19 protein-coding genes and 2 pseudogenes are annotated in these 25,709 nt (G+C 72.5%); 3 read left to right on the top strand and 18 right to left on the bottom strand.

All coding sequences use genetic code 11. From position 1 onward, the window contains the following. Positions 1-31: 31 nt before the first annotated feature. The 3 genes from BMY61_RS15875 to BMY61_RS15865 are packed head-to-tail and all read right to left on the bottom strand — an operon-like array spanning position 32 to position 3,983. Positions 32-1,126, bottom strand: a complete 1,095-nt coding sequence (locus tag BMY61_RS15875; protein ID WP_042442751.1) for an ABC transporter ATP-binding protein — start codon at positions 1,124-1,126, stop codon at positions 32-34. Continuing rightward, complete coding sequence (locus tag BMY61_RS15870) at positions 1,123-3,039, bottom strand: dipeptide/oligopeptide/nickel ABC transporter permease/ATP-binding protein (RefSeq protein WP_052438325.1); 1,917 nt, start codon at positions 3,037-3,039, stop codon at positions 1,123-1,125. Before BMY61_RS15870 ends, BMY61_RS15875 begins: the two co-directional genes overlap by 4 nt. Further along, on the bottom strand, positions 3,036-3,983 hold the full coding sequence (locus BMY61_RS15865) for an ABC transporter permease (RefSeq protein WP_236655856.1): 948 nt from the start codon (positions 3,981-3,983) through the stop codon (positions 3,036-3,038). Before BMY61_RS15865 ends, BMY61_RS15870 begins: the two co-directional genes overlap by 4 nt. 374 nt (positions 3,984-4,357) lie before the next feature. Here BMY61_RS15865 and BMY61_RS15860 point away from each other — a divergent pair, with 374 nt between their 5' ends. After that, the gene (locus tag BMY61_RS15860; RefSeq protein ID WP_052438324.1) at positions 4,358-5,074 is read left to right on the top strand and encodes a phosphatase PAP2 family protein; all 717 of its coding nucleotides are present in this window, start codon (positions 4,358-4,360) and stop codon (positions 5,072-5,074) included. Positions 5,075-5,167: 93 nt separating this feature from the next. Here the strand turns inward: BMY61_RS15860 and BMY61_RS15855 are convergent, their stop codons facing one another. Beyond that, complete coding sequence (locus BMY61_RS15855; protein WP_042442749.1) at positions 5,168-6,646, bottom strand: carboxylesterase/lipase family protein; 1,479 nt, start codon at positions 6,644-6,646, stop codon at positions 5,168-5,170. Positions 6,647-7,203: 557 nt separating this feature from the next. Between BMY61_RS15855 and BMY61_RS15850 the strand changes: the two genes are divergently transcribed. Beyond that, entirely contained in the window at positions 7,204-8,214 is a 1,011-nt protein-coding gene (locus BMY61_RS15850; protein ID WP_042442747.1) for a LacI family DNA-binding transcriptional regulator, read from the top strand. A 44-nt stretch (positions 8,215-8,258) separates the two neighbouring features. On the opposite strand, the gene BMY61_RS15845 is transcribed toward BMY61_RS15850, so the two are convergent. From BMY61_RS15845 to BMY61_RS15815, 9 genes and pseudogenes are all read right to left on the bottom strand, one after another. Then, positions 8,259-9,692, bottom strand: a complete 1,434-nt coding sequence (locus BMY61_RS15845; protein ID WP_052438323.1) for an alkaline phosphatase family protein — start codon at positions 9,690-9,692, stop codon at positions 8,259-8,261. A 150-nt stretch (positions 9,693-9,842) separates the two neighbouring features. Continuing rightward, on the bottom strand, positions 9,843-10,688 hold the full coding sequence (locus BMY61_RS15840; RefSeq protein ID WP_042442745.1) for a PaaX family transcriptional regulator: 846 nt from the start codon (positions 10,686-10,688) through the stop codon (positions 9,843-9,845). An 81-nt stretch (positions 10,689-10,769) separates the two neighbouring features. Beyond that, positions 10,770-11,495, bottom strand: coding sequence for a maleate cis-trans isomerase family protein (locus BMY61_RS15835; RefSeq protein WP_042442992.1), 726 nt, complete (start codon positions 11,493-11,495; stop codon positions 10,770-10,772). A 137-nt stretch (positions 11,496-11,632) separates the two neighbouring features. Next, positions 11,633-12,553 carry a fumarylacetoacetate hydrolase family protein gene (locus BMY61_RS15830; RefSeq protein ID WP_042442743.1) on the bottom strand — a complete coding sequence of 307 codons (921 nt, stop codon included), beginning with the start codon at positions 12,551-12,553 and terminating at the stop codon, positions 11,633-11,635. Between the two features lie 60 nt (positions 12,554-12,613). Beyond that, entirely contained in the window at positions 12,614-13,735 is a 1,122-nt protein-coding gene (locus tag BMY61_RS15825; protein WP_042442741.1) for a cupin domain-containing protein, read from the bottom strand. Continuing rightward, positions 13,732-14,757, bottom strand: coding sequence for a carbon-nitrogen hydrolase family protein (locus BMY61_RS44985; protein WP_042442739.1), 1,026 nt, complete (start codon positions 14,755-14,757; stop codon positions 13,732-13,734). Before BMY61_RS44985 ends, BMY61_RS15825 begins: the two co-directional genes overlap by 4 nt. A gap of 83 nt (positions 14,758-14,840) precedes the next feature. After that, complete coding sequence (locus BMY61_RS15820) at positions 14,841-17,213, bottom strand: oxidoreductase (protein WP_042442738.1); 2,373 nt, start codon at positions 17,211-17,213, stop codon at positions 14,841-14,843. A 78-nt stretch (positions 17,214-17,291) separates the two neighbouring features. Continuing rightward, a pseudogene (locus tag BMY61_RS47660) lies at positions 17,292-17,636 on the bottom strand (acyl-CoA thioesterase); the annotation flags it as partial. Between the two features lie 114 nt (positions 17,637-17,750). Then, positions 17,751-19,358: pseudogene (locus BMY61_RS15815) on the bottom strand (AMP-binding protein); the annotation flags it as partial. Between the two features lie 326 nt (positions 19,359-19,684). On the opposite strand from BMY61_RS15815, the gene BMY61_RS15810 reads away from it, so the two are divergent. Further along, complete coding sequence (locus BMY61_RS15810) at positions 19,685-20,629, top strand: alpha/beta hydrolase (RefSeq protein ID WP_042442737.1); 945 nt, start codon at positions 19,685-19,687, stop codon at positions 20,627-20,629. A 153-nt stretch (positions 20,630-20,782) separates the two neighbouring features. On the opposite strand, the gene BMY61_RS15805 is transcribed toward BMY61_RS15810, so the two are convergent. From BMY61_RS15805 to BMY61_RS15785, 5 genes are all read right to left on the bottom strand, one after another. After that, positions 20,783-21,433: a GTP-binding protein gene (locus tag BMY61_RS15805; protein ID WP_042442735.1), complete on the bottom strand. Its 651-nt coding sequence runs from the start codon at positions 21,431-21,433 to the stop codon at positions 20,783-20,785. Next, complete coding sequence (locus tag BMY61_RS15800) at positions 21,414-21,794, bottom strand: DUF742 domain-containing protein (RefSeq protein ID WP_042442733.1); 381 nt, start codon at positions 21,792-21,794, stop codon at positions 21,414-21,416. The genes BMY61_RS15805 and BMY61_RS15800 overlap by 20 nt, the downstream gene beginning before the upstream one ends. Then, complete coding sequence (locus tag BMY61_RS15795; RefSeq protein ID WP_042442730.1) at positions 21,791-22,198, bottom strand: roadblock/LC7 domain-containing protein; 408 nt, start codon at positions 22,196-22,198, stop codon at positions 21,791-21,793. The genes BMY61_RS15800 and BMY61_RS15795 overlap by 4 nt, the downstream gene beginning before the upstream one ends. Continuing rightward, complete coding sequence (locus tag BMY61_RS15790) at positions 22,198-23,922, bottom strand: ATP-binding protein (protein WP_236655855.1); 1,725 nt, start codon at positions 23,920-23,922, stop codon at positions 22,198-22,200. The genes BMY61_RS15795 and BMY61_RS15790 overlap by 1 nt, the downstream gene beginning before the upstream one ends. A gap of 332 nt (positions 23,923-24,254) precedes the next feature. Next, positions 24,255-25,655 (bottom strand): cytochrome P450, encoded by a 1,401-nt coding sequence (locus BMY61_RS15785; protein WP_075003923.1) that lies wholly within the window; start codon positions 25,653-25,655, stop codon positions 24,255-24,257. Between the last annotated feature and the right edge of the window lie 54 nt (positions 25,656-25,709).

The following is a 25,709-nucleotide window of genomic DNA, read 5'->3' as shown; positions in this document are numbered from 1 at the left end:
AGGCGAGCGGGAGTGGTCGGTACCGGGCGGATCAGGGCTGCGCGAGGAGCTCCGATGCGCGGTGGCACGCGGCGCTGCGGGTGACGGGACCGGACCGGTCGGGAGCGCCCACGGGCAACAGCAGCGGCCGGTCGTGGCGGCAGATGTCGAGGGCATGGACGCAGCGGGCAGCGAAGGCACAGCCCCTGTCGGTGACCGCGGCGGTCCCAGCCGAGGGGGGCCCGGCCGAGAGGGGCCCGGCCGAGAGGGGCCCGCCGCGCCTCGCGGCTCGGCGCGACCGCTGCGTGCCGGGATCGGGCTCGGGCACGGCGGCGATGAGCATGCGCGTGTAGGGATGCACGGGACGGGCGTAGAGCGCCTCCGCCGGCCCGGTCTCCATCACCTGGCCCCGGTACAGCACGAGGATCCGGTGCGAGAGGTGACGCACCACCGGGAGGTCGTGGGCGACGAAGAGATAGCTCAGTTGCAGGGCCTCCTGGAGTTCGGCCAGCAGGTTCATCACCTGTGCCTGGACCGACAGGTCGAGGGCGCTGACCGGCTCGTCACAGATGACCAGGCGTGGGCCGGGCATCAGGGCGCGGGCGATGGCGATGCGTTGCCGCTGGCCGCCGGAGAACTGGGCGGGGTAGCGGTCCGCGGTGTCGGGCGGGAGTCCGACGCGGCCGAGCATCTCCGCCACCCTGTCGGCACTCTGGCGGCCGGTCAGGCGCCCTTGCACCAGCAGCGGTTCGGCCAGGGTGCTGCCGATCGTGCGCGCGGGGTTGAGTGAGGAGTACGGATCCTGGAACACCACCTGGAGGCGGGCGCTGAGTTCGCGGCGCACCTTGGCGGTCGCCCGGGTGATGTCCGCGTCCTCGAACCGGATCGTGCCGGAGCGGACGGGAGTCAACCCGAGGACGGCCCGGCCGATCGTCGACTTCCCCGAGCCGGACTCGCCCACCAGGCCGAGGGTTTCGCCGGGTGCGACGGACAGGCTCACTCCGTCGACGGCGCGCAGCGGGGGCGTGCGGCGTCCCTGGCGGAACTCGACGGTCAGCTCCCGGATGTCGAGGAGCGCCGCAGGTCGGTCCTCGGTCGGGCGCGTACCGACACAGGACGCGGCGGGCTCGGGCGAGGCGGCGCTCATCGGCTGGTTCCTTCCTGGACGAGGCGGTCCACGTGGACGCACCGCGTCGTGCGGTCTGGCTCCGGCTCGGTCAGTGGGACCGGCGCCGCGCAGGCGTCGGTCGCCAGGGCACAGCGGGCGGCGAAGCGGCAGCCGTCGGGCCAGGCGCCGGGCGGTGGGACCGTGCCAGGGATCGTCGGCAGCGGCTCCCCCGGGACCGCGGCGTGTGGGTTCGCGGCGAGCAGGCCGGCGGTGTAGGGATGCAGGGGACGACTGAACAGGGCCGCCACGTCGGCCTGTTCGACGACCTGACCGGCGTACATGACCACGGCCCGGTCGCACAGGTCCGCGACCACGCCCCAGTCGTGCGTGATCAGCAGGACCGCCATGCCGGTCTCCGTCTGCAGGGAGCGCAGCAGACCGAGGATCTCGGCCTGGACGGTGACGTCCAGCGCGGTGGTGGGCTCGTCGGCGATGAGCAGTCGCGGTTCGCCGGCCAGGGCCAGGGCGATGGCGGCGCGCTGCGCCATGCCGCCGGACAGCTGGTGCGGGTGACGAGCAGCCACGGCGGCGGGATCGGGGAGGTTGACCCTGGCGAGCAGGTCGACGGCCCGGACGCGGGCGGCCTTGCGGCCGCAGCCGCTGTGCCGGGCGACGGCTTCGGCGAGTTGGCGGCCGACGGTGAAGGTCGGGTCCAGGGCGACCATGGGCTCCTGCGAGACGTAGGCGATCCCCGAGCCGCGCACGCGTGCCAACGTCGTGGGCGAGGCCGTCAGGTCGCTTCCCTGGAAGAGCACATGCCCGGCGCTGATCCGTCCGCGGCCCGGCACCAGCCCGAGGATGCCCAGCGAGGTGACGGACTTGCCGCAGCCCGACTCCCCGACCACGCCGAGCGTCTCGCCGAGCCGGATGTCGAAGCTGACGTCCTGGACGACCGGGGTGCCGCCGATCTCGACGGTCAGGCCGATGACCGAGAGCAGAGCCTGCGGGTCCGGCTCACGCGTGGTCACGCCCGCTGCCGTCGGCATCGGGCGTCGCGGCCGGCGGGCGGGGGCCGGGACCGGGGGCGCCCATGCCTCGACGGCGGCGTCGCGCACCGCGTCGCCGAGAACGCCGAGGGCGACGACGGTGACCACGAGCGGCAGTCCGGCGGGAAGGAGCATCCACGGGTCTCGGTCGATCACCTGGGAGGCGTCCGCCACCAGGCCGCCCCAGGACGGGGCGGGCGCCGGCGCACCGAGGCCGAGGAAGCCAAGCCCGGCCTGAATGGTCACCACGATGGCCGCGAACAGGGCCGCCTGCACGATGACGGTGCTGGTCAGCCGCGGCAGGATGTGGCGGCGCAGGATCTGCGGGCGGGTCAGGCCCGCCACCCGGGCTGCGGCGACGTAGAGCTCCTCGCGCACGCGCAGCGTCTGTGCGCGCAGGATGCGGATGAGTCCAGGGCTTCCGATCACTCCGAACGTCACCATGGCGGCGTGGAGGTTGCCGGGGAAGACGGCCAGCACGACCAGGATGATCACGATGCCGGGCAGCGCGAAGACCAGATCGGCCGTGCGGGTGATCAGCCAGTCGAGCCGGCCGCCGAGGTAACCGGAGGCGAGCCCGGCGGTGACCCCGATCGCCAGGAACACCACGACGGCCTCGGCCACGGCAAGGAGCGTCGAGCGACCGCCGAAGAGCAGCCTGCTGAGCAGGTCCCGCCCCAACGTGTCGGTGCCGAGCAGATGGGCCCCGGTCGGGCCGGTCAGCACGCTGTTCAGGTCCTGGTCGAGCGGGCCGTGGGCGGTGACGAGCGGCGCCGCGACGGTGGCCAGGGTGAGCAGCAGCAGCCAGCCGAGGGAGAGGACGGCCCCGCGGCGTCGCAGCAGCCCGCGAACGAGGCTGCCGCGGGCCGGCACGGCAGCACGGGTGGCGACGGATGCGTCGGTCATGCGGCACGCACCCGGGGGTCGAGTCGGCCGCAGGCGAGGTCGACGGCCAGGTTGACCAGGACCACAAAGACGGTGACGTAGAGGACGGCTCCCTGGATGACGGGAATGTCGTGTTCGACCGTGGCCTGCTGGATCAGGCCGCCCAACCCCGGCATCGCGAAGACCGTCTCCACGAACACCGTTCCGGCGAGCAGGCTGACCAGCACCACGCCGAGCACCGTCACCAGGGGCAGTGCGGAGTTGCGCAGCACATGCCGGTACGTGATCGACCGGGCGGAGAACCCGTTGGCGGTCATCACGCGGACGAAGTCCTTGCCCAGGGTGTCGAGCACGGCGTCGCGGGTCTGCTTGGCGATGACGGCGACGCCACCCAGCGACAGGGCGGCGACGGGCAGGACCAGGGAGCGCAGCCACTGGCCGGGGTCGTCGGTCAGCGGGACGTAGCCCGTGACGGGGAACCAGCGAAGCCGGACGGCGAAGAGCACGATGAGCACGAGCGCGAACCAGAACGCGGGAACGCCCAGGCCGAGCAGCGCGAGGGCGTCCACGGTCCGCACGAGCCGGCCCCCTCGGCGTGCGCTGAGCAGCCCGAGGCCGATGCCGAGGAGACCGGACACGAGTGTCCCGGCGAGGATCAGCGACAGGGTCACGGGCAGTCGGCTGTCCAGCATGGAGGTGACGGGCTCCCCGCTGAACAGGCTCGATCCCAGATCGCCCTGGACGGCGCCGGCCAGCCAGTGTCCGTACTGGAGCGGCAGCGGACGGTCGAGCCCGAGTTGGGCGCGGACGGCCGCGTACTGCGCGGCCGTGGCGTGTTGGCCGACCAGGGTTCGGGCGGGGTCTCCGGGAACGAGCGAGACCAGCACGAAGGTCAGGGCCGACACGAGGAACAGCAGGGGGACGGACGACAGCAGTCGCCGCCCCACCAGCCGGAGAATGGCCATGCTCACCTCTTCGACGGGGACGTACGTGGAACGGGTGGTCCATGGAGCTGAGGGCGGGTCCTGCGGACGGATCGGTCCGGGACCGGTTGCGGCTGCGGAGGGGCCTGTGGGCCTCGACTCGGCCGCGCACGAGGTAACACGTGCAACCAGATGACGGCGGCGAGCATATAGCGCCTCTCTGGCGACCGCCAGACTTGCTGCACAAATCCGAACGAGAGGTGAATGCCGCCTTCTCGAAGGCTGATTACACGTGTAACAATCGACCTGGGCAGCCCCACCCTCCGCCTCGACGCCGTCCGCCGCGCCCCCTCACGCTTCCGCCCGGCCACTGCGCACTGCCACGACCCATCGACATCACGGCTTTGTGAGAGCTCATGACACACACCAACTCCCCGGCCCCGACACGGCCCGCCGCCGACACCACGACCTCCGGGTCCGGTCGGCTCGCCCCCGCCCGGGTCCGACTCCTGACCGGCCTTGCGTTCGCCGTCGGCGCGGGACTGATCGCGCTCGCCGTCTCGCTCGACACCGCCCACCCGGTCTTCCAGGGGTGGGACAACCGCTGGCTGGCGTGGATGGGCGGTCCGCACACCGGATTCCCGCACGCCGTGGCGATGGCGCTGAACTGGTTCGGCGCCCCGACCGGCGTCGTCGTGCCCCTCGCGCTGGCCCTGCTGCTGGCAGCGCTGCGGCGCTGGTGGTCGTTGCTCTTCTTCGCCACCGCCTACCTGGGCGGGAGCGTGGTCGTGGTGCAGGTACTGAAGAACACCGTGGACCGGCAGCGCCCCGCGCATCCGCTGGTGACGGTGGACCACGGGTCCTTCCCGTCGGGCCACGCGTTCGGTGCGGCGCTGTTGGTCGTGCTCGTCGGGGCCCTGTTCGTTCCGGTGGCCCGCCGCGGCTGGTGGTGGCTGTTCAGCGGCCTGTTCGTGCTGACGATGATGTGGAGCCGGACGTGGCTGCACGCCCACTGGCTCAGCGACACCGTCGCCGGAGCGCTCGCCGGAGCGGCCACCGCGCTGCTCCTGTGGCGCGCCTTCACCCCGTTGCTGTCCCGCGAGGCGGACCGCCGACAGCTCCGGCGCCGCTGACACAGCCGGGGACATCCCGGAACGGGCCGGGCCCGGTGAGCCCAGGATTCCCGGGGTCACCGGGCCGGCACGACGCCTGGCGCGCGGCGGCGCTCAGGGCCCGAGCAGGCGCAGCGTGCGGTCCGGGTCCTTGGCCACCGCGGTGACCCGGTCGAAGAGCATCACGTGCCGGCCCTCGGGCTCATAGGCGGGCCACAGACCCGGATCACCGGTGCGGGCGAAGCCGGCCCAGCAGCGGGACATCACGTCGGCCAGCTCCTGGGGCGGTCTCGGCCCAGTGAACCGGTCCACCCCCGCGACGTCCAGGTTGTCGAAGACGAAGGGGAGTTCGAGGGAGTGACAGGCGCCCAGCCTGCCGCCGTGCGCCGACGAGGACCAGTCGAAGCGGTAGCGCCAGACCGCTCCGCCACCGGCGGCCTGCGCCTCGGCGAGCCGCCTCGTCGGCCCACCGAACAGGCGCTCACCGATGAGCGCCCCGAGCAGGCCGGCCGGAGAGGCGTCAGCCTGCACGGAGCGGTACGCGTCCAACGCCCTGCCCGGGTCGGCGTGGTGGGCGGCGAACACCGCGACGAGGGCGTCCTCGGGGAGGTCCCCGACCGAGCCAGGACCGAGGACGGTGAACATCCGGCCCTCGTCCCGGTTGCTGCCGAGCAGCAGCGGCACGCCCCGGGCCGCCCCGGCGCCGATGGCGTCCACGGGAGTACGGGGCAGGACCGTCCCGTCGACGAGCGGCAGGAAGGCGAGCCCGACGCCGTCTCCTCTGGCCTGCCAGGCGCGGGTGACCGTCTCCTGCGCCCGCAGCAGGTCCGCCGTCGGGCGGGTGAGCAGGTCAGCGGCGGCGCGCGGAGCGATGCCGAGCTCGTCGAGGAACGCGCGGGTGACCTCGCCGGCCCGATCGACGGTCGCGGCGCCCTCGCCGCTCCCGCTCTGCACGATCGCCTTGTGGAACAGTCCGGCCGATCCCGGTGAGGCGAGGTGGGCCACCACGCTGAAGGCCCCGGCGGACTGGCCGAAGAGGGTGACGTTGCGGGGATCGCCGCCGAAGGTCGCGATGTTGTCGCGGACCCAGGCCAGTGCCGCCCGCTGGTCGAGCAGCCCGGTGTTCCCGGAGGAGGCGTACCGGTGGCCCAGGACCTCGGCCAGGTGCAGGAAGCCGAACGCGCCCAGACGGTAGTTGACGGTGACCAGGACCACGTCGTGCTGCTGGACGAGCCGCCCGCCGTCGAAGACCGGGTCGCTGCCCGCGCCGGTGAGGAAGCCGCCGCCGTGGATCCAGACCAGCACCGGCCGCCGCCCCGAACCGCTCTGCGGCGTCCACACGTTGACCGTCAGACACGACGTCTCGTCGTGGGCGGAGGGCGGGAGCCCGAACATCTGCTCAAGGACCGGGTCCGGGTTCTGCGGCGCGGCGGGGCCGTAGGCGCGCGCGTCCCTGACACCGGACCACGTTGCCGCGCGCGCGGGGGGCCGGAAGCGGTGGCTGCCCGTGGGCGCGGCGGCGTAGGGGATGCCGCGGAAGACCTCGACACGGCCGTCGTGCTCACCGCGGATGCGGCCGGAGGAGATGGTCACGACGACCGGTGCACGGTGGGTGACGGATTCCGGCAGGGGCCCGTTCCCGGGCCTGGGCTGTGGCACGAGCATGCACTCGCCTCGCTCTCTCGCGCCGGATCGTGGTCCGGCCATGGGGTTTCGGATCGGCTCTGAGCTGGACACGGGCAGCGACCGGCGGTGGCCGGCAGCGGTGCCCGACTCCCGTGGCAGCAGGCGGGCCGCCGCCACGGGGTCGGGCACCGGCGCTCAACGGACGCTGCGGACCTTCGGCTCCGGTGCAGAGGCCCGTCGCCGGGGTGCGGCGAACAGGCCGGGGAAAGGGGTGGGGAGGGGCGGGTGCGCGGCCGCCCGGCGCGGGCAGGACGGGAACGCCGGCCCAGTTCCGGTGCGGGCGTTGGCCGCGTCGGCTGCCGCGTCGGGCTGCCGGGAGGGGCGCCTCGGGAGTTCGGGCGCCGCTGATGATCAGCGAACGTGATGATCAGAGCACTGGTAACACGTGTAAACTGGGTGTTGACCTGTATACACCCGTCGGACTGGCTGCACCAGACCCGACGACCTGGAATGATGCAAGCGCCATGGCATTCAGCAAGGGGCCTCAAGCCGCCCGGATCACCAGCACCGACGTCGCACGGGCGGCGGGGGTCTCGCGTGCCACCGTGTCGTTCGTCCTCAACGGCACCTCGACCGCCCGCATCAGCGAGGAGACCCGGTCTCGCGTGCTCGCCGCCGCGGACGAGCTCGGGTACGTCCCGCACGCTGCGGCCCGCTCGCTGCGCGCCGGTCGCAGCGACCTGATCCTGCTCCCCGCCGCGGTCTCGGCCACCGGGCGGCTGTTCAGCGACTGGGTCGACGACATGGAGACGGCGCTCGGCGAGCGCGGCTACACCGTGGTGCTCCACGGCAACCGCTCCCCCGACCCCGTGACCGCCGCCCGCGCCTGGGCGCAGCTGCGGCCGGCCGCCGTGCTGGCGATGGCCCCGAACAGCCTGACCGCCGAAGCCGTCCAGGTACTGGCCCAGGCAGGGACGACAGCCGTGCTCACGATCGCGCCCGAGCCGATGCCGGGCGTCTTCACGCTGCTCGGCGACCAGAGCGACATCGGCCGGGTCGCCGCCGAGCACCTGGTGTCCCGGGGCCGCCGCCGGATCGGTGTGCTGATGCCCACCGAGCGCGGCCTGTCCGCGTTCGCAGAGCCCCGCCTGGCCGGCATCCAGCGCGTCGCCACGGTGCACGGCGCGACGGTGACCCCGCTGCCGATGCCGTACGGCGGCGAGGCGGCCTCCGCGCTCGCCGTGCTCTGTCGCGAGCTCGGCCTGGACGCGGTGTTCGGCTACAACGACGAGTACGCCGCACTGCTGAGCGCGGCACTGAACGACCACGGCGTCGACGTGCCGGGGCAGATCGCGGTGGTCGGCGCGGACGACCTGCTGCTGGCGCAGATCGTGCGCCCACAGCTCACCTCGGTGCGCTACCGGCTGCCCGCCGCCGACCTCATCGCCGACACGGTCGACAGTCTGATCAACCGCGGCACCGCCGAACCGCTCCCCTCGGTGTGGTTCGAGCCGGTGCCGCGGCAGTCTTCCTGAGCGCTTTCTGAACGCTTTCTGGACGAACCTCAGAGAGCGCGTGCTCAGAAGGCGTTGAAGACGTCGGATCCGAACGGCTGCAGGCCCGACTGGGCCGCGAAGCCCAGGTGGCCACGGCCGTCCGCGCCGCCGAACCACAGGCCCAGCAGGTCCTCGTAACTGCGCAGCGCCGAGTAGTGGTTGTAGGTGCCGGTGGTGTCCACGCTTCCGGGCGTGATGTAGCGCTTGTCGAACAGCACGGCACCGGTCCGACCACCGCCGGGCGCGGTGTCGCTGGTCGCCTGGAAGGTGCTGTCGCCGGGCGCGACCACGTTCGGGCCGGGTTGTTCGTTGCAGCACGCGGCGGCGTAGCCGGCCGTCGACGGATCCGCGTCGGCCTCGTCGAAGGTGAGCACGACGAGGGTGTCGCCCTGCTGGTAGGCCGGCGAGCCGAGGATCATCGGCATCCAGTGCTTGAGCCAGAGGTCGGCCGCGGCAAGCCCCCCGGTGTGTCCACCCTCGGCGTTGACGCCGGCGCAGGTGGCGTCGTGGCCGTCGTCGCACAGGTTGGGGGTGATGAATCCGAAGCGCGGCGCGCGGGCCGGGTCCGCCAGGTCCTGGGCGAGGTGGCCGGACGGATCGGGGGTGCCGTCGGCACGCAGGGTGCCCAGCGGGACGACGTTGGCACGGCACTCGGCGGCGTTGTCGATGACCGAGTGGAAGTACATGAAGGGGTTGTGCCGGGTGGCGTACTGGTCGGTGGCCGTGGCCACCTCGGCCTGGTCGGCGCCGCCGACCGCGGGGTGGGCGCAGTCGGTGCCACCGGTGGGATCCGAAGTGCCGCCGTCCCGGGTCGAGTTGTCGCCCATGTCCTCGGCGTATTCGCGCCAGGCGGCGCGATGCGTGGCGGGGTCGGGCGGGAAGAGGGCGTCGAGCTGGTCGGCGATGGTCGGTGCGCCGTGGGCTCCGGTCGCCGGGTTCGGGGCGGGATAGACACACCCGTTGCCGTCGACCTGGCCGGGATTGACGCCGGGGTTCGGGTCGTCCGTGCCGGGACTGACGTCGAGGTAGCTGAAGGTGCGGGTGGCGAAGTTCGCACAGTCGGCCTTGGTGAGCATGGTGGGCGCCTGGCCGGAGACCTGGGCGATGTAGTTGTCGAGGCTGAAGTGGCCGGTGGCGTAGTAGCCCGGGATCAGCTCGCCCTCGGCGCGCAGCGTGGTGTTGAGGTAGACCGCCGGGGACTGTGCGCCGAAGGTGGTCGGGTAGCCCTCGTTCTCCAGGTCGATGACCAGGATGTGGTTGATCAGTCCCGGGGGCAGTAAGGCCCGGCCGCTTGCCGCACCCCGGGCGAGGTGTGGCTGCGGACCGGCGGTGGCGCCGGCGGCGTTCGTGCCGAGGCCGATGCTGAGCAGGAGCAGCGCGGCGGCACCGGCGTGGAGGCGGGGCCGGCGCGCGACGGTGCTTGCGGTTCGTGCGAAGGAACGCGGCAGTGCAGGCAAGGTCGTCTCCCTGCGGAGGAGAAGGGAACAGGAGTGGTTACTCGTGACAGCAGTAACACGTGTAAGTAGATACCAGTCGGTATGCCCGGCCGCCAGACCCAGGAACGAAAGAACAGACCCGAGGACGGAACAACTTCGCGTGGTGGTCGGTCAGCCTGTCGCGGGCATACGGACGCGCCCGGACTGCAGCTCCACATGGCGCAGGGCGGGCTCCGCCAGGAGGTCGCGCAGGTCGGCGAAGAGCCGCCTGGCCCCCACGGCGTTCCAGTCCGCCGGCAGCAGCTCGCTGGGCAGGCCGGGGTCGAGATAGGGCAGGCGGCGCCACTCGGTCAGCAGCGGGACGTACTCACGGAACGCCTCCACCGGGTCCGGCTCCGGGCCCTGGCGCAGGTCGTCCGCCAACAACCGGTAGGCGTCGGTGAACTCGGCATACTGCGCCTCGATGGCCGGGAAGTCCCACCAGGTGGCCACCGCCGCGCGGAGCTCCGCGAAGCCCGCGTAGGCGGAGGTGAAAAGGTGCACGTAAGGGCTCAGGCCGTCGCGTTCCAGCACGCTGCGGGTGTCGGCCAGCAGCCGGGCGGGGGCGAGCCAGACACCGGGAGCGGCGTTGCCGAACCCCAGCCGGGTCAGCCGGGCACGCAACTGGTGTCGCTGCGCCCGCTCGGACTCGGGCACGGAGAAGACGGCGACCACCCAGCCGTCGTCCAGCGACGCGGGCTCCAGGCCGGCGAAGATCCGCCGGTCCCCCTCGTCGAAGACCGCCTCCATCTCCGGGGCGAGGCGGTAGCCGATGCCGATGCCCTTGCCGCGTTCCTGGACCAGCGTGCCGGTCTTCTTCAGTCGGGAGGTCGCCGACCGCACGGAGGAGCTGTCGACGTCGAGCTGGGCCATCAACGCGATGAGGTCCGCGATGGAGATCCAGCCGCCGATGCGCCGGACGAACTCGCCGTAGATCGTGTTGATCAGCGAACTCGGCCGGGTCGCGGTCTCCGCCATCCTCGCCCTACCTCCTCGCGCGCCCGCCTGTGATCATACCGGGCGGGTCGGCAGGGCACCGCAGGTCACAGCTGTCGCAGGTCAGGGCTCCCGCAGCGGTGCCTGCGCGTAGGCACCGGACAGCAGGTGTCCGGCTCCCGGCGCCACAGCCGGCAGCCCGAGCCTGCGCAGCATCTGGTGCGCCGTGCAGACCGCCGCCGAGACGACGGGCTTGCCGAGCACCTGCTCCGCGTCCTCGATCGCGGACAGCGAGGGCATCTGGACGCAGGCCGAGAGCACGACGGCGTCGGCGTCGGCGTGGTCGAGCCGACGCGCGATGCCGGGCAGGGCGGTCGGGTCGTGCGCGGCGACGTCGAGGTTGCCGGGGATCTCCAGGGAGGTGTGGTCCAGCACCTCGATGCCTTCGTGGGTGAGGTAGTCCACGACGGTCCGGGTGAGCGGCTTCAGGTACGGGGCGACCAGCACGATCTTCTTGGCCCCGAGGGTGTGCAGCCCGTCGACGAGCGCGCCCGCGCTGGTGACGACGGGCGCCGGGGCGTCGTTCTCGGCCGTGCGCAGGTGCAGTCGTTTCTGCGCGGCGCGGTGGTAGCCCGGGCCCATGCTCATGATGGCGACCAGGCAGGCGTAGCCGAGGACGTCGACGTGGGCGTCGGACAACTCGACGGCGCAGCGGTCGGAGTCGGCGTCCATCGCCTTGAGCTGTTCGGCGGTGACGTGGGTCATCCGCATCCGGCTGGAGTGGAAGGTGAAGCGTTCGGGCGCGATCGTCTCGCGGGCGCGCAGGATGGCGGGGACCTCGGTCTCCATGGTGACGTTGGAGCTGGGGACGATCTGGCCGATCCGGTAGGTGCGTGGGGCCACGGGCGGGCTCTCCTTGTCGGGTGGCAGTGGTGTGGGCCGCGGAGCCGGGTCAGGGCGGAGCCGGCCCCGCGGGGTCGACCCGGTCAGCGGGCGTCGACGACGGGGTTGGTGAGGGTGCCGATGCCGGCGATGGTGGCGGCGACGGTGTCGCCGGGCCGCAGGAACTGCGGGGGGACGAAGCCGGCGCCCACGCCGGAGGGTGATCCGGTGGCGATGACGTCGCCGGGTTCGAGGGTGACGCCGGAGGAGATGTCCGCGATCAGGCGGGGGATCCGGAACAGCATGTGACGGGTGTTCGAGTCCTGCTTGACCTCGCCGTTGACGGTCAGCCGCAGATCCAGGTCGTGCGGGTCCGCGATCTCGTCGGCGGTGACCACGGCGGGGCCGAAGGGGGCGTAGGAGTCCTGGCCCTTGGAGAAGAACCACTGCCCTGAGCGGCGCTGGTCGCGGGCGCTGATGTCGTTGACGATGCTGTAGCCGAAGACGTGGTCCCAGGCCTGGTCCTCGCCGACCCGGTGCGCGCGCCGTCCGATCACGACGGCGAGCTCGCACTCCCAGTCCAGCTCCTTCGTGAGGTCGGCGTCGTGCAGGATCGGGGAGCCGGGGCCGGTGACGGCGGTTGCGGGCTTGGAGAACAGCACCGGGCGGTCGGGCAGCTCCCGCCCGGTGTCGAGGGTGCGGTGGGACTCGGCGACGTGCTCCACATAGTTGAGGCCGACTCCGATGATCTTTCCCGGTCGCAGCGGCGCGTGCAGCGTCACGTCGGCCAGGGCGTGCCCGTCGAGGCCGGGGTCCGCCCCGGCCGCGACGCGGTCCGCCACCAGTCGGCGGGCCGTCTCCAGGGCCGGCCGCCCGGCCCGGATCAGCGCCAGCAGGTCGGCGGGCAGTTCGGCCCCGTCGGCCGCCGCGAGCGCGGGCAGGTCGAGGATCCGGTCCTCGAGCTGGACGCCGAGGCGGGCGGGCGCAGGGGTTTCGGCGGCGAGGGTGTAGGTGACCAGTCGCATGGTGGTCTCTCCTTGCAGTGGGGTGGCGCGAAGGCGTGAGGTGGGCGCGGTGGCGACCGGCTACGGCTGCCGGTCGGCAACCGGCTGGTGGCCGTCGTGGTCCGGGTAGGCCTCCTCACGCAGGAAGCCGAGGGAGCGCATGACGGGGAAGTCGTTGAAGGAGAACAGGCAGGCGTCCTCGTTCGGGTCGAGGTTCGCGTGCTCGTGCCAGGCCCAGGAGGGGACGCAGAAGATGTCGCCCTGCTGCCAGGGCAAGCGCTGCCCCGCGATGACGGAGACGCCCCGGCCCTTCGCGGCCGTGTAGACGACGGAGCCGGTGTGGCGGTGCGCCCGGGTGCGCTGTCCGGGGCGCAGCAGCTGGAGGTGGGCGCCCATGGTGGGCATGACCGGGCCTCCGGTGAGCGGGTTCGTGTACTCCATGATCACGCCGTCGTACGGGGACCCGCCGGTGGCCTTGGCCAGGTTGCGCAGCGCCTGGTAGCTGGGCTCCCACGGGTAGCCGAGGACCGGCGAGTAGGGCCGGGTCCACTTCTCCAGGCCGTAGGGCAGCAGGTTGGCGCCGTGGCTGAGGACGGAGGAGTTCACCACCGGCCCGGGCCGCTGGTGCAGTTCGGGGTGGATCTCGTAGAAGTTGGCGTCGAGGGTGTTGGTGAGTGGGATGTCGAGACCGTCCTGCCAGATGACGGGGGCGTCGTGCGACTCGTTGCCGTGCTCGTGCCAGGTGCCGTTGGGGGTGATCGCGAAGTCGCCGGGGCCGACCTTGAGCTTCTGGCCGTCGACGATCGTCCACGCCCCGGTTCCCTCGTGGACGAAGCGCAGGGCCGCGGCGGCGTGCCGGTGCGCGCTCATCGACTCCCCCGGCCCCATGATCTGCAGACCGGTGTAGAGCAGGCCGACGGCGGCACTGTGCTCCTTGCGGCCGGGGTTGACCAGCATGACGACGCGCCGTCCTGCGTCCTCGGCCTTCACCATGGCGAGGGCCTTGGCGACGAGCGGGCGCAGGTCCCGGTAGCGCCACAGCACCGGGACGGACTTCGGCTGCGGGTACCAGGGCTCGATCTCGTTGGCGACGGTCCACAGCGCGCCGGCGTCCAACTGCGCCAACTCGTCGTAGTAGGCGAGCAGTTCTGGACTGTCCGCGACGCGGGCGCGCCCGACCTGGTCGTCGTCGTAGGTGTTCACGTGTCCTCCTTCGAGGGGTTCTGGTCCGGCCCGCCGGGGTGTTCCCGCCCCGCTGCCGGGTCGACGGCGAAGGTGAGCGGGCCGCGGGGGCGGTTGTCGACGTGGAGCTGGAAGACGTCGAAGCGGTTGTAGTGGCCGACGATGTCGTGCATCTGCTTGGGCTGGATGCACCGGGCGAGGTCGATCTCGGCGTAGACGATGCCCTCGTCGTCCACGAGCGGCTCGGTGACGGGGCGGCCGTCGGGGCCGAAGATGCCGGACAGCGCGCTGCGCCTACGACCGAGCATGGCGCGCACGTCCTCGTCCTGCCCGGCGATCAGGTCCACGATCTGCGGTGAGACCGTGGAGCAGGCGACGACGGAGAAGACCTTGCCCTCGAAGCTGTGGGCGGCGGTGCGGACCGCGATGGCGTCGGCCATGTCGTAGTCCTCGGGTGCGACCGGCAGTGCGATGTAGCTGGCGGTGTGCACCAGTTCGCCCTGGGCGAGCAGGGCGAAGCGGGCCAGGGTGTTGGTGTTCTCCCCGCAGGCGAGCGATCCCAGCGGGCCGACCCCGGTGCGGTGCACCCGAAGTGAGCTGCCGTCGCCACCGGTCCAGGTCAGCTTCTCGGCCCAGGTGGGGACCAGTTTGCGGTGCACGCCGATCAGTTCGCCGTCGGCGTCGATGGTGAGCAGGGTGTTGTGGAGAACCCCGAGGCTGTGCGGTGCGCGTTCGTTGACGCCGATCACCACGACGGTCCCGGCCTGCCGTGCGGCGGCCCGCAGGGCGTCCACGTGCGGGCCGGGCACGTCGACGGAGGCGCGCCGGAGGCGCTCGAACCAGGGCGAGCCCTGGACGGGGTTCATCGTCCAGTTCCAGTACGGGTAGCCGGGCACGAACACCTCGGGGAAGACCACGAGTCGTGCGCCGTTCCCGGCCGCCTCGTGGATCAGCGAGACGGCCTTGTCGACGGTGGCGTCGGGGTCGAGGTAGACGGGCGAGGTCTGGACGGCGGCGGCGGTGAAGCGGGGCAGGTTCTCCATCGGTTTCTCCGTTCGGTGCCTGCGGGACGGCCCCGGTCGGCCGAGGCCCGGGTCGGCCCGGGGGCCGGGGGTCAGCAGGAAGGTCAGCAGGACGCGGTGGCGGGAGCCGGCCTGCCGAGCATCCGGGGCTGCCAGCGGCGGTGGACCGGCGCGGCGGCCGCGCGCAGCAGTTGCAGGCGCGGCGGGACGCGGTCGGAGCGCGGGCCCGGGGGCCTGCTGCTGCCGGCCTGCCAGGGCTCGGGCCAGCGGGCTCCTGGCCCGGAGTAGCCCTGGTCCGCCGCGGCGTGCAGGGTCCACTGCGGGTCGTAGAGGTGGCCACGGCCGACCGCGACCAGGTCCGCACGCCCCGCCAGCAGGATCGAGTTGACGTCGTCGTAGCTGGAGACGGCGCCGACCGCGACGGTCGGGACACCCGTCGCATGGCGGATCAGGTCCGCGTAGGGAGTCTGGTAGGTGCGTCCGTAGGCGGGACGCTGGTGGGCGACGACCTCTCCCGTGGACACGTCGATCGCGTCCGCTCCGGCATCGGCGAGCGCACGGCTGATCTCGACGGCCTCGGCCTCGTTGGTGCCGTTCGCGGCCCAGTCCGTGGCGGAGATGCGCACGACCAGGGGCTTCGCCGCGGGCCAGACGGCCCGGACGGCCGCGAGCACCTCGCACGGGAAGCGCAGCCGGTTCCTCAGGTCCCCGCCGTAGGCGTCGCTCCGCCTGTTGGTGAGCGGGGACAGGAATCCGGAGACCAGGTGGCCGTGGCCGAACTGGAGTTCCAGGACGTCGAAACCGGCGTGGAGGGCGCGGCGGGCCGCGGCGGCGAAGTCCCGGGCCACCGCGGTGAGGTCGCCGGGTGTCGCCTCGCGCGGTGCGGGGTACCCCGCGTCCCACGCGAGGGCGGAGGCCGCGAGTGTCGGCCAGCCTTCCTCCCCGCCCAGTGGCCGGCCGACCCCGTCCGCTCCGGGCACCGCGGTCGAGCCGCGGCGCCCGGCGTGGGTGAGCTGGATTCCCAGCGGTGTGTCCGTGACCTCCCGCACGGCCGCGACGATGTCGCGCCAGGCCGCGGTCTGCCGGTCGTTCCAGAGCCCGGGGCAGGCGAGGCTCGCGCGGCCCTCGGGGCTGACGGCCGTCATCCCGGCGAACACCAGACCGGCCCCGCCCAGGGCCTGCGTGGTCAGTTGCGCCTGCTCGAACGCGTCGGGAACGCCCTCGACCGCGGTGAAGGTCGCCAGTGGCGGGACGACGACGCGGTTGCGCAGCCGCAGTCCGGCCAGCCGCAGCGGCTGGAACATCGGCGGGGCGCCCGAGCCGTCACCGACGGCGGCGTCGACCGCGTCGACGAAGCCGAGGTCGCGGGCGCGCAGGTTGCCGTAGGTGACCCGGCGGCTGCGGGTGAGCAGGTTGAAGGCGAACTGGTCCGGGTCCTGGCCGCGGTAGCGGCCGATGGTCTCGAACCACTCCAGGCTGGCCTGCGCCGCGCGCTGGACCGACTCGACGGCGGGCCTGCGTTCGGCCTCGTAGGCGGCCAGCGCCTCGGCCACGGTGGGCTGTTCGTGCAGGCCGGCGACGAGGGCCAGCGCGTCCTCCATGGCGAGCTTGGTTCCCGAGCCGATCGAGAAGTGGGCCGTGTGCGCCGCGTCGCCCAGCAGGACGATGTTGCCCCGGCTCCAGGAGGCGGTCCGCACGGTCGAGAAGGTGATCCACCTGGAGGCGTTGGGGATCAGGCGGCAGCCGTCGAGGTGATCGGCGAGCAGTTCCTCGCAGCGGCGCACACTCGCCTCGTCGCTCTCCCCTCGGGCGAACTCCCGGTCGGCGAGCTCCGCGAATCCGCCGCGCCGCCAGGCGTCCTCCTCCATCTCGACGATGAAGGTGGAGCGGTGCTCGTCGTAGGGGTAGGCGTGCACCTGGAGAACACCGAAGTCGCACTCCTCGACGATGAAGGTGAACGCCTCGAAGACCCGGTCGGTGGCGAGCCACATGTAGCGGCAGGTCCGCTCGTCCAGGTGCACGCCGAACTCGTCGGCGTAGGCGGCGCGGGTCTGCGAGCGGACGCCGTCCGCCGCGACCACCAGGTCGTACTGCGCGGACAGGTCCGCCACGGGCGGCGCCGGCGTCCCGTAGTGGACCTCGACGCCGAGTTCGGCGCAGCGCTGCTGCAGGATCTCCCGCAGCCGGTTGCGGTCCAGGGCGGCGAAGCCGTGTCCGCCGGAGGTGCGCAGCCGGCCCGCGTAGTGGATGTCGATGTCGCTCCAGCGGGCGAACTCGGCCTCCAGCGCGGCGAACACGGTCGGATCGGCCTGGGCGATGCCGCTCAGGGTCTCGTCGGAGAAGACCACGCCGAATCCGAAGGCCGCGTCGCGGGCGTTGCGTTCCCAGACGACGACCTCCCACTCCGGGGACAACTGCTTGGCGAGGGCGGCGGTGTAGAGCCCTCCGGGTCCGCCTCCGATGACGGCGATGCGCATGGGTCCTCCCTGGCGTGTGCTGCCGGGTCCGGTCGGTGAGACGGTCCGGTCGGTGAATCGCTCTGGTGGTGGGGCCGGTCAGGTGTAGGTCTCGGGGGTCTGCGGCCCGGCCTGGGTGAGGGCGTGCCGGACGTGCTCGGGCCAGCGCTCGGTTCCCCGGGCGGTGGGGGCGGAGTGCACGACCGACATGGCGCCCGAGGCGGACAGCCCGCGCGGCCCGTGCACGTCGAAGGTGTAGTGCAGCGACGATCCGCCCACCCTGGCCACGCGGAACTCGACCCGGACGGTGTCGCCGAACCACAGGCGCTCGCGGTAGTCGGCTTCGAAGTGCACGCGCGGGATGCTGCCGAAGAGCTCGGCCAGGCCGAGCCTGCGGAGCAGCACCGCCTCGGCCGCCTCGACCCAGCGCTGGACCGAGGAGAAGTGGTAGTGCCCTGCGGCGTCCGTGTCGTGCCACTCGACCCTGCGCTCGACCACGACGCCGGCCGGCACCCCCGCCGGGGTTCCCGGCTCGGCAGGACCGGCCGCGCTCTGCGTGGCCATCAGCCGCAGCTGCCCGCGGTTGATCTTGCCGCTGGAGTTGCGCGGCAGTTCGGTCAGGAACTCCACCGAACGCGGGTACTTGTAGGGGGCGATGTTCTGCTTGACGAAGTCCTGCAGGGCGCGGACCGTCGCCGGTTGCGCGGGCACACCCTCGCGGAGCACCACGTACGCCTTGACGACGGCGCCGCGACGCGGGTCCGGGGCGCTGGTGACCGCGCAGTCGGCCACGTCGGGGTGCTCGGCCAGGGCGTGCTCCACCTCGGGCGCGGCAATGTTGTAGCCGGAGGAGACGATCATGTCGTCGCTGCGGGCCTGGAACCAGAAGTAGCCCTCACGGTCCCGGACGTAGCTGTCGCCGGTGATGTTCCAGCCGTTGCGGACGTATTCGACCTGGCGCCCGTCGTCGAGGTAGCGGCAACCGGTCGGCCCCTTGACGGCCAACAGGCCCGGCTGCCCGTCCGGTACGGGGTTCCCGTCGCGGTCCACAACGGTCGCCCGGTAGCCGGGGACGGGTCTGCCGGTGGCCCCGGGTCTGATGTCGTCGTCGGCGGCCGAGATGAAGACGTGCAGCATCTCGGTGGCACCGATTCCGTCGATCAGTCGCTGCCCGGTGGCGGCGTGGAACTCCCGCCACAGCGACTCCGACAACGCCTCGCCGGCCGAGACACAGCGCCGCAGTCCCGCCAGGTGGTCGGCCAGCCCGGCCGCGAGGATCGCCCGGTAGGCGGTCGGGGCGGTGAAGAGCACGGTGGCCCGGTGCTCGCTGACGTGGCGGGCCAGTTCCGTCGGCGTGGCCTGCTCCAGCAGCAGGCTGGCGGCTCCGGCCCGCAGCGGGAACACGACCAGGCCACCGAGTCCGAACGTGAAGGCGAGCGGTGGTGTGCCGGTGAACAGGTCGTCCCGGTCCGGCGCGAGGATGTGGTGGGAGAAGGTGTCTGCGTTGGCCAGCACGTCCCGGTGGAAGTGCAGGGTCGCCTTGGGCCGACCGGTCGTGCCGGATGTGAAGGCGATCAGCGCGACGTCGTCAGCGGCGGTGGGAACTGCCTCGAACCGGCCGTCCTTCGCGTCGCAGCGCGCGGTCAGATCGCTGTCGTCATCGCCGCCGTAGGACACGACGGCCAGTCCGGGGATCAGCGCCCCGGTCAACTCGTCGAGGAACCGGTGGTCACAGAGCGCCACCGAGGGAGCGCCGATCTCGCAGACCGCGGCCAGCTCGCCCGCCCGGAGCAACGGCATGGTCGTGATCACGACTCCCCCGGCCTTCAACACGGCCAGCCAGCAGGCGACCAGCCAGGGCGTGTTGGGGCCTCGCAGCAGAACCCGGTTGCCGGGCACGACCCCGAGGTCCTCGGTGAGCACCTGGGCCACACGGTTCACCCGGGCCCGGAGCTCGCCGTAGGACCACTGCTCGGTCGGGCTGACCAGGCAGCGCCGGTCGGGGCCGAGCTTCGCGATCGTGTCGTCCAGCAGGGCCTGGGCGCAGTTCAGGCGGTCGGGGTAGGAGAGCTCGGGCAGTTCGAAGAGCAGTTCGGGCCACTGCTCGAAGGGCGGGAGTCGATCGCGGCAGAAGGGATCCGCATGAGCGGACGGGGAGAGCTCCATGGCAGCACCTCGTTCGGGTCGGCGGGGAGTAGGGCAAGTATTGCGCTTCCGTGACGACAGTCAAGAGAGCGACATATTTCGAGACGGCAAGCAGCCACCCCATCGCGGGAAGTCGTCAACTCGCCGTCCTGCCAGCGGAATCACGCCCGGTCGGGCGCGGTGGCCGCAAGGCCGACTCCCGTGCTCGCAGGCCCTCCACGACGGCGGTTACACGTGTTATCTTCGTAGCATCCGAGCGTGGTCGACTCAAGGGCAGGCGCACATATATGCATCTCTCCTGACGACCGTCACAGAGACACCTACTCCCACTGCAGCCTGGAGCCCCCATGACCCAGTCGGAAGTTCCCCCGATCGACATGAGCTGGCCCCCGCCACGCTTCCTGCCGCCTCCGCTGGCGCGGGTCGACGCGGACGGAACCCGGCACTTCGAGGGCGTCACCTACGCCACGACCTTCGGCTACCGGCCGCGCCTGCTCGACGCCCACATCCCCGCCACCACCGAGGCACAGGGCCCGCCCCCGGTGGTGGTGTGGATCCACGGCGGCGGCTGGATGGACGGAGACCGGCGCTACCCGCCGCCGACCGTCCCCGCCGAGCTGCTCTTCGGCACGACGCTCGCCGCGGGCCTCGGCGTCGTCACGGTGGACTATCGGCACAGCCTGGAGGCGCCGTTCCCGGCGCAGCTCCACGACGTCAAGGCCGCCATCCGCTACGTCCGGCACTTCGCCGAGTCGCTCGGTGTCGACGCCGAACGGCCGGCGGTCTGGGGCGAGTCGGCCGGCGGCCATCTGGCGGCACTGGCGGGACTCACCCCCGGGCGACTCGAGGGTGATCAGGGCGTCACCGGCGAGGACACCTCCGTGAGCGCGGTGGTGGACTGGTACGGCGTCTCGGACGTCACCGCCGCCGCCCGGGCGTTCCCCGCGCAGCTCGCAGCACCCGGCCCCGACGCCATCGACCCCTACACCGCCCTGCTCGGCGGCAGCCCCGCGGAGCAGCCGGAGTCGGCGCGGGCCGCGAGCCCCGTCTCCTACACGGCGGACGGCGACAACCCTCCGTTCCTGCTGATCCACGGGACGGCGGACGGCCTCGTGCCCTTCGAGCAGAGCGTGGCGCTGGCCGACCGCCTGCGCGCATCCGGGTCACCGGTCGAGCTCGTGCCGGTCGAGGGGGCCGACCACATCTTCCTCGGCGCTTCGGACATCCCCGCGTTGGTCCGGAGGAGCGTCGAGTTCCTCGCCGGTCACCTCGGCGTGAAGACGTCGAACTGAGCCGACGTCCGTGGCTCGACGCCGCAGGCTCGGCGACGGACCACCGGTGAACGCGGGGCCCGGGATCCGACGGACTGTCGGATCCCGGGCCCCTCACCTGCCTCATGACGCACTTCGGCCCGACGGGTGCTCCGGGCACCCGTGGACCAGCCGTCAGCCGGGTGCGTACTCGCTCGTGAGCGAGCGGAGGTGGTGCATGAGGGCGAGCAGCACGTCGCGGCTGGAGTCCCGGCTGCGGGCGTCGCAGGCGACTATCGGGACGGCCGACGGGAGGTCGAGTGCGGCGCGCAGGTCCTCGACCGGATAGGTCGGGGACTCGGGGAAGTCGTTGACCGCGACCACGAACGGCACGCCGCGTTCTTCCAGGCGTCCGAGCACGTCGAAGCTGACCTCGATGCGGCGGGTGTCGACCAGAACAACCGCTCCCAGCGCCCCCTCGAACAGCCCACCCCACAGGAACCAGAAGCGTTCCTGCCCCGGCGTGCCGAACAGGTAGAGGACCAGCTGCTCGTTGATGGTGATCCGGCCGAAGTCCATGGCCACGGTCGTCGCCGTCTTGGTGCGGACGCCGCCCGGGTCGTCGATGCCCACGCCGGCCTGGGTCATCGTCTCCTCGGTGGTGAGCGGGCGGATCTCGCTGACCGCGCCGACCAGGGTCGTCTTGCCCACGCCGAAGCCGCCGACCACGACCACCTTCACGGCGGCAGCCGCGGACTGGGGCAGCAGGTCCTCGTCGCGGGGCCGGACGGGACCTCGGGCGCCCTCGTGCCCGAAGTCCCCGCCCTCAGAGCCTCTGTAGTCCATTGATCACTGCCTCGAGCAATTCGCGGTCGGGAAGGACGGCAATCGGAACCGGTCCGCGCACCTGGACGCCGCCGCGGTCGGCGAGGTCCGAGAGGAGGACCGTGATGACGCTCACCGGCAGCCGCAGGTAGGCGGAGATCTCCGCCACGGACAGCGGCGTGTGACACAGGCGCAGGATCGCGCCCTGCTCGGGTGGGGTCATCGGATCCGGGGCGGCCAGCGCGACGACGAGCGAGACGAGGTCGATCGACCTGCGACTCGTCGACGCCGCGCGGCCTCCGGTGATCACGTACAGCCGCTCCGGAGACTCCGCGTCCGATGGATCCGGCCCAGGAGTTCCGCCGCGGCGCTGGTCACTCATCCAGTCGGCCCGTCCACGCGCGCCGGCGCCGTCAGGTGTTCGCCGATTCTAGCCACCAGGTCACGCATCCGCTGACCCATCAGTCCGGCGTCGACACCCTCCTCGGCCAGGACCGCGAGGTAGGCGCGGGGACCGGCCGCCATCAGGTAGAAGAAGCCGCCCGCCATCTCGATCACCACCATCCGCATCCGGCCGTCGCCCTGCGGGAGCTCGTCGGCGACCGCGCGGGCGAGGCTCTGCAGCCCGGCACAGGCGGCGGCAAGCCGGTCGGCGGTGTCCGTGTCGGTGCCGTACTGGGCCATCCGCAGCCCGTCGGCGGAGAGCACCACCACGTGTTTGGTCTGCGGGACGCTCTCGGCGAGGTCGCGGAGCAACCAGTCCATGTTCGTGCGCTGAGAAATCATCAGTGGTCACCTCGCTTGCCCGTGCCTGCGTTGTCCTCGCTACCGGTCCCGCGGACTCCCGGCTCCCGGTCCGCGCCGCGATCCACACCTGGATCCGGGCCGCGACCGGGGGCGCTGCCGTTGACCGGTGCGTCGCTGACCGCGCTCTGGAACGCGGCGAGCCACAGACCGGGCTCGACGCTCTGCTGCTCGTCCGACCCGTGCGACTCGTACGACGACGGGTCCCCGGGGGCGACTGCGGCCTCCGAGACCGGTTCGGGCGCGGCGGCGACGCGCTGTCCCGCCAGATCGGACCGAAGCTGACGGCGGCGCCGCTGCGGGAGCCCGGCGACCCGCGGCGCCGGGTCGACGGACAACTCGTCCGCCGGCTGTACCTCTTCCGGTGCCGACCCGAAAGCCGCCGACTCCGGCCCGACGGCCGCGACGGTGGGGCCGGAGAGCGCGGCGGCGACCCGGCCGTAGACGTCAGCCGGGGCGGACTGCCGCTGCGGGACGGCGCGCGGCCGGTCGATCCCGGGAGCCCGGCGCGGGCCGGACGCCACGCCGATGCCGTGGGCCACACCGGTGCCCGGCGCGGTGGTGATCAGCGCCTGCGGGACGACCAGCACGGCCCGCACGCCGCCGTAGGCCGAGGGCCGCAGCGAGACCTGGAACCCGTTGGCCCGGGCGAGCCGGCCGACGACGGCCAGGCCGAGCCGCGGAGTCTCTCCCAGGTCGTTCAGGTCGATGCCGGCCTGTGCCTCGCGCAGCATGCGCTCGGCCCGTGCGCGGCCCTCCTCACTGAGGCTCAGGCCGCCGTCCTCGATCTCGACGGCGATGCCGCTCTGCACCTCCACGGCCGTCAGGTGAACCCGGGTGTGCGGAGGCGAGTAGCGCGTCGCGTTGTCGAGCAGCTCCGCGAGGGCGTGGATCAGCGGCTCGACGGCCGGTCCGACCACGGCGACCTCGGACACCGGGTGGAGCTCGACGCGCTGGTAGTCCAGGATGCGGGACATCGCGCCGCGCAACACGCTGTAGAGCGGCACGGACCGGCCCCACTGGCGTCCCGGCCGGGCGCCACCCAGGACCGCGATGGAGTCGGCAAGGCGGCCGACCAGCGCGTTGCCGTGGTCGAGCCGCAGCAGGTCGTCGAAGACGGCCGGGTCCTCGCCGTGCCGGTCCTCCATCGCCCGCAGGTCCTGCGCCTGCCGGTGGACGATGGCCTGGACGCGCCGGGCGATGTTGACGAAGGCCCGCTGCGCCGACTCGCGCATCGTCTCCTCGGCGTCGACCGCCTCCAGTACCGCGCGCAGCGCGGCCTCCGCGGCGGCCTGGAGCTCGGGGGTGACCGCGCCCTCCGGGGCGGCCGAATCCGCCAGGATGTCCTCCACGAAGTCGCCGCGCTGGATCCGCTCGACACCGCGAGGCAGCATCTCGTCCGCCAGATGGAGGAGCTGTGCCTCCTGAGCGGCCATCCGGGCCCGCAGGAGTTGCTCCTCCTGCAGCCGCTTCCGGCTCAGCTCGGCCAGTGCCCGGCCCCGCCGGGCGATCTCGGTCGAGAGTCCGGCTGTCACCACGGTGGCCACCAGTCCGCAGACCACGACCGCCCATCTCCCGTCGGCCGGCACCGCTATCAGCGCGCCGAGCCAGGTGAGCACCACGGCCGCAGTGGGCAGCACCCAGGGGGCTTGGGAGGTCTGGCTCCGGGAGCTTCCATCGCCGGAGGGAGAACCAGCACGAACCATGAGGGTCCTTGGGAATCGGGGACTGGCGAACACAGAGGCCTGGGCTGCGGGCACACGAAGCGGATGCCGACGGCCCCGCCGGCATCGAGCGCGTAACGTGTCGACGCGCCCTGAGGAGCGTCCGAGTGCTCTGACACCCAGGCGGCCCGCCATGCAGCATAGTGCCGTCCGCGGGTGACATGTTCCGGATGGACTTTCTTCCGACATCGTCGATATGACACATCATCGGAACCAGTAGGCTGTTAACTGCCCTGTATCGCAGCCTGGTTGTCAGACGCCAGGCCGAACGGCTGCGCCCGCTCCCCCGTGGACGGCGCGGCCCCGGGGGCCAATCACCGGGGCTCCACCCGCATCCGGACCCGATCCGGCAGCGGCATGGCCGCCATGACCGGGCGCGGCCGGGGCCCGGGCGCCGGACGCAGTCGCCAGCGGGTGGCGACCGTGGCCAGGGCGATGGTCATCTCGGTCATGGCGAAGGTGTCGCCGATGCACTTGCGCGCTCCCGCGCCGAACGCGAGCTGGGCCTCTCTCGGGATCTCCTGACGGCGCCCCTCGCCCCAGCGGTCGGGGTCGAACCGGTCGGGATCGGGAAAGTGGCGCTGATGCCGCATCAGGGCGTAGAGGGAGTAGGCGACCTCGGTACCTGCGGGCAGCAGGTGGCCGCCGAGCGTGACGGGCTGCAGGGTGCGGCGCATCAGCATGGTGACGCTGTGCAGGCGCAGGGTCTCCTCGACGATGCGGCGAGTGTGGTCGAGGCGGGGCACGTCGGCGGCGGCGACGGTCCCTCCACGCCCCACCACCTCGTCGACCTCCGCGTGCAGCCGCCGCTCGGCGTCGGGGTGGGCGGCCAGTTCGTGCAGCGCCCAGGCGAGCGTGCTGCCGGTCGTGTCGCTCCCGGCGAAGAGGATCGTCATGAGCTCGTCGCGGACCTCGGCGTCGGAGAAGCCCTCCTCGGTCTCCTCGTCACGGGCGGCCAGCAGCAGGGAGAGCAGGTCCAGGCCGGGTGGACGCCCGCTGCTGCGGGCGGCGGAGACGACCTCGTCGATGACGGCCCGCAGCCTGGCGGTGGCGGCGTCGAACTCCCGGTGCGCGGTCAGTGGCAGCCGGTCCAGTGCGCGGGGCAGCGCCGCGCGCACGAGCATGTGCCGCAGGATGACGGGAACGTCGGCGCGCACGACCTCGGCAGCGGCGCGGCCGAGGTCGGCGTCGAAGAGAGTGGCGGCGAGCGTGTCCACGGTCAGGGCGGCGGTGGCCTGGTCGACGTCGAGGACCTGCCCGGGCTTCCAGGAATCGGCCATGGCCAAGGCGTGCTCGCTCATGGTCCGGGCATATCCGGCGACGGCCGACCGGTGGAAGGCGGGCTGGACCATGCGCCGGTGGCGCCGGTGGGTGGTTCCGTCGGCGGTGGCCAGGCCGGCTCCGACCAGCGGCGCCATCTTGGTGTAGAGCATCCCCTTCTCGAAGGCGCCCCCCTGGGTGACCATCACCTGCCAGGCGAGCTCGGGGTCGGTGACGACGACCATGGGGGCGGTGGGGATGTCGAGGCGCAGCAACGGTCCGGCTGCGGCAAGGCCGGTCAGGTAGGGGTAGAGGCCGCTTCGGCGCACGGCCCTCCACAGGGTCCAGGTGTGGCCGAGGAGCGGGAGCCAGCCCGGCGCGGCCGGGACCGGGCGGACGCAGGCGGCGTCCTCCGCGGTTCCGAGGGGGCGGGTCGTGGGGAGGGCGTCGGTCATCTCGGTCGTCTCGATCTCTCCGCTCGGGCTGTCGCGCGTTGCGGGCCGTGGCGT

The sequence above is a fragment of the Streptacidiphilus jiangxiensis genome, from assembly GCF_900109465.1.
Classification (GTDB): domain Bacteria; phylum Actinomycetota; class Actinomycetes; order Streptomycetales; family Streptomycetaceae; genus Streptacidiphilus; species Streptacidiphilus jiangxiensis.
The sequence above is the reverse complement of the archived record's forward strand: the minus strand, read 5'-3'. Positions and strand labels throughout refer to the sequence as shown.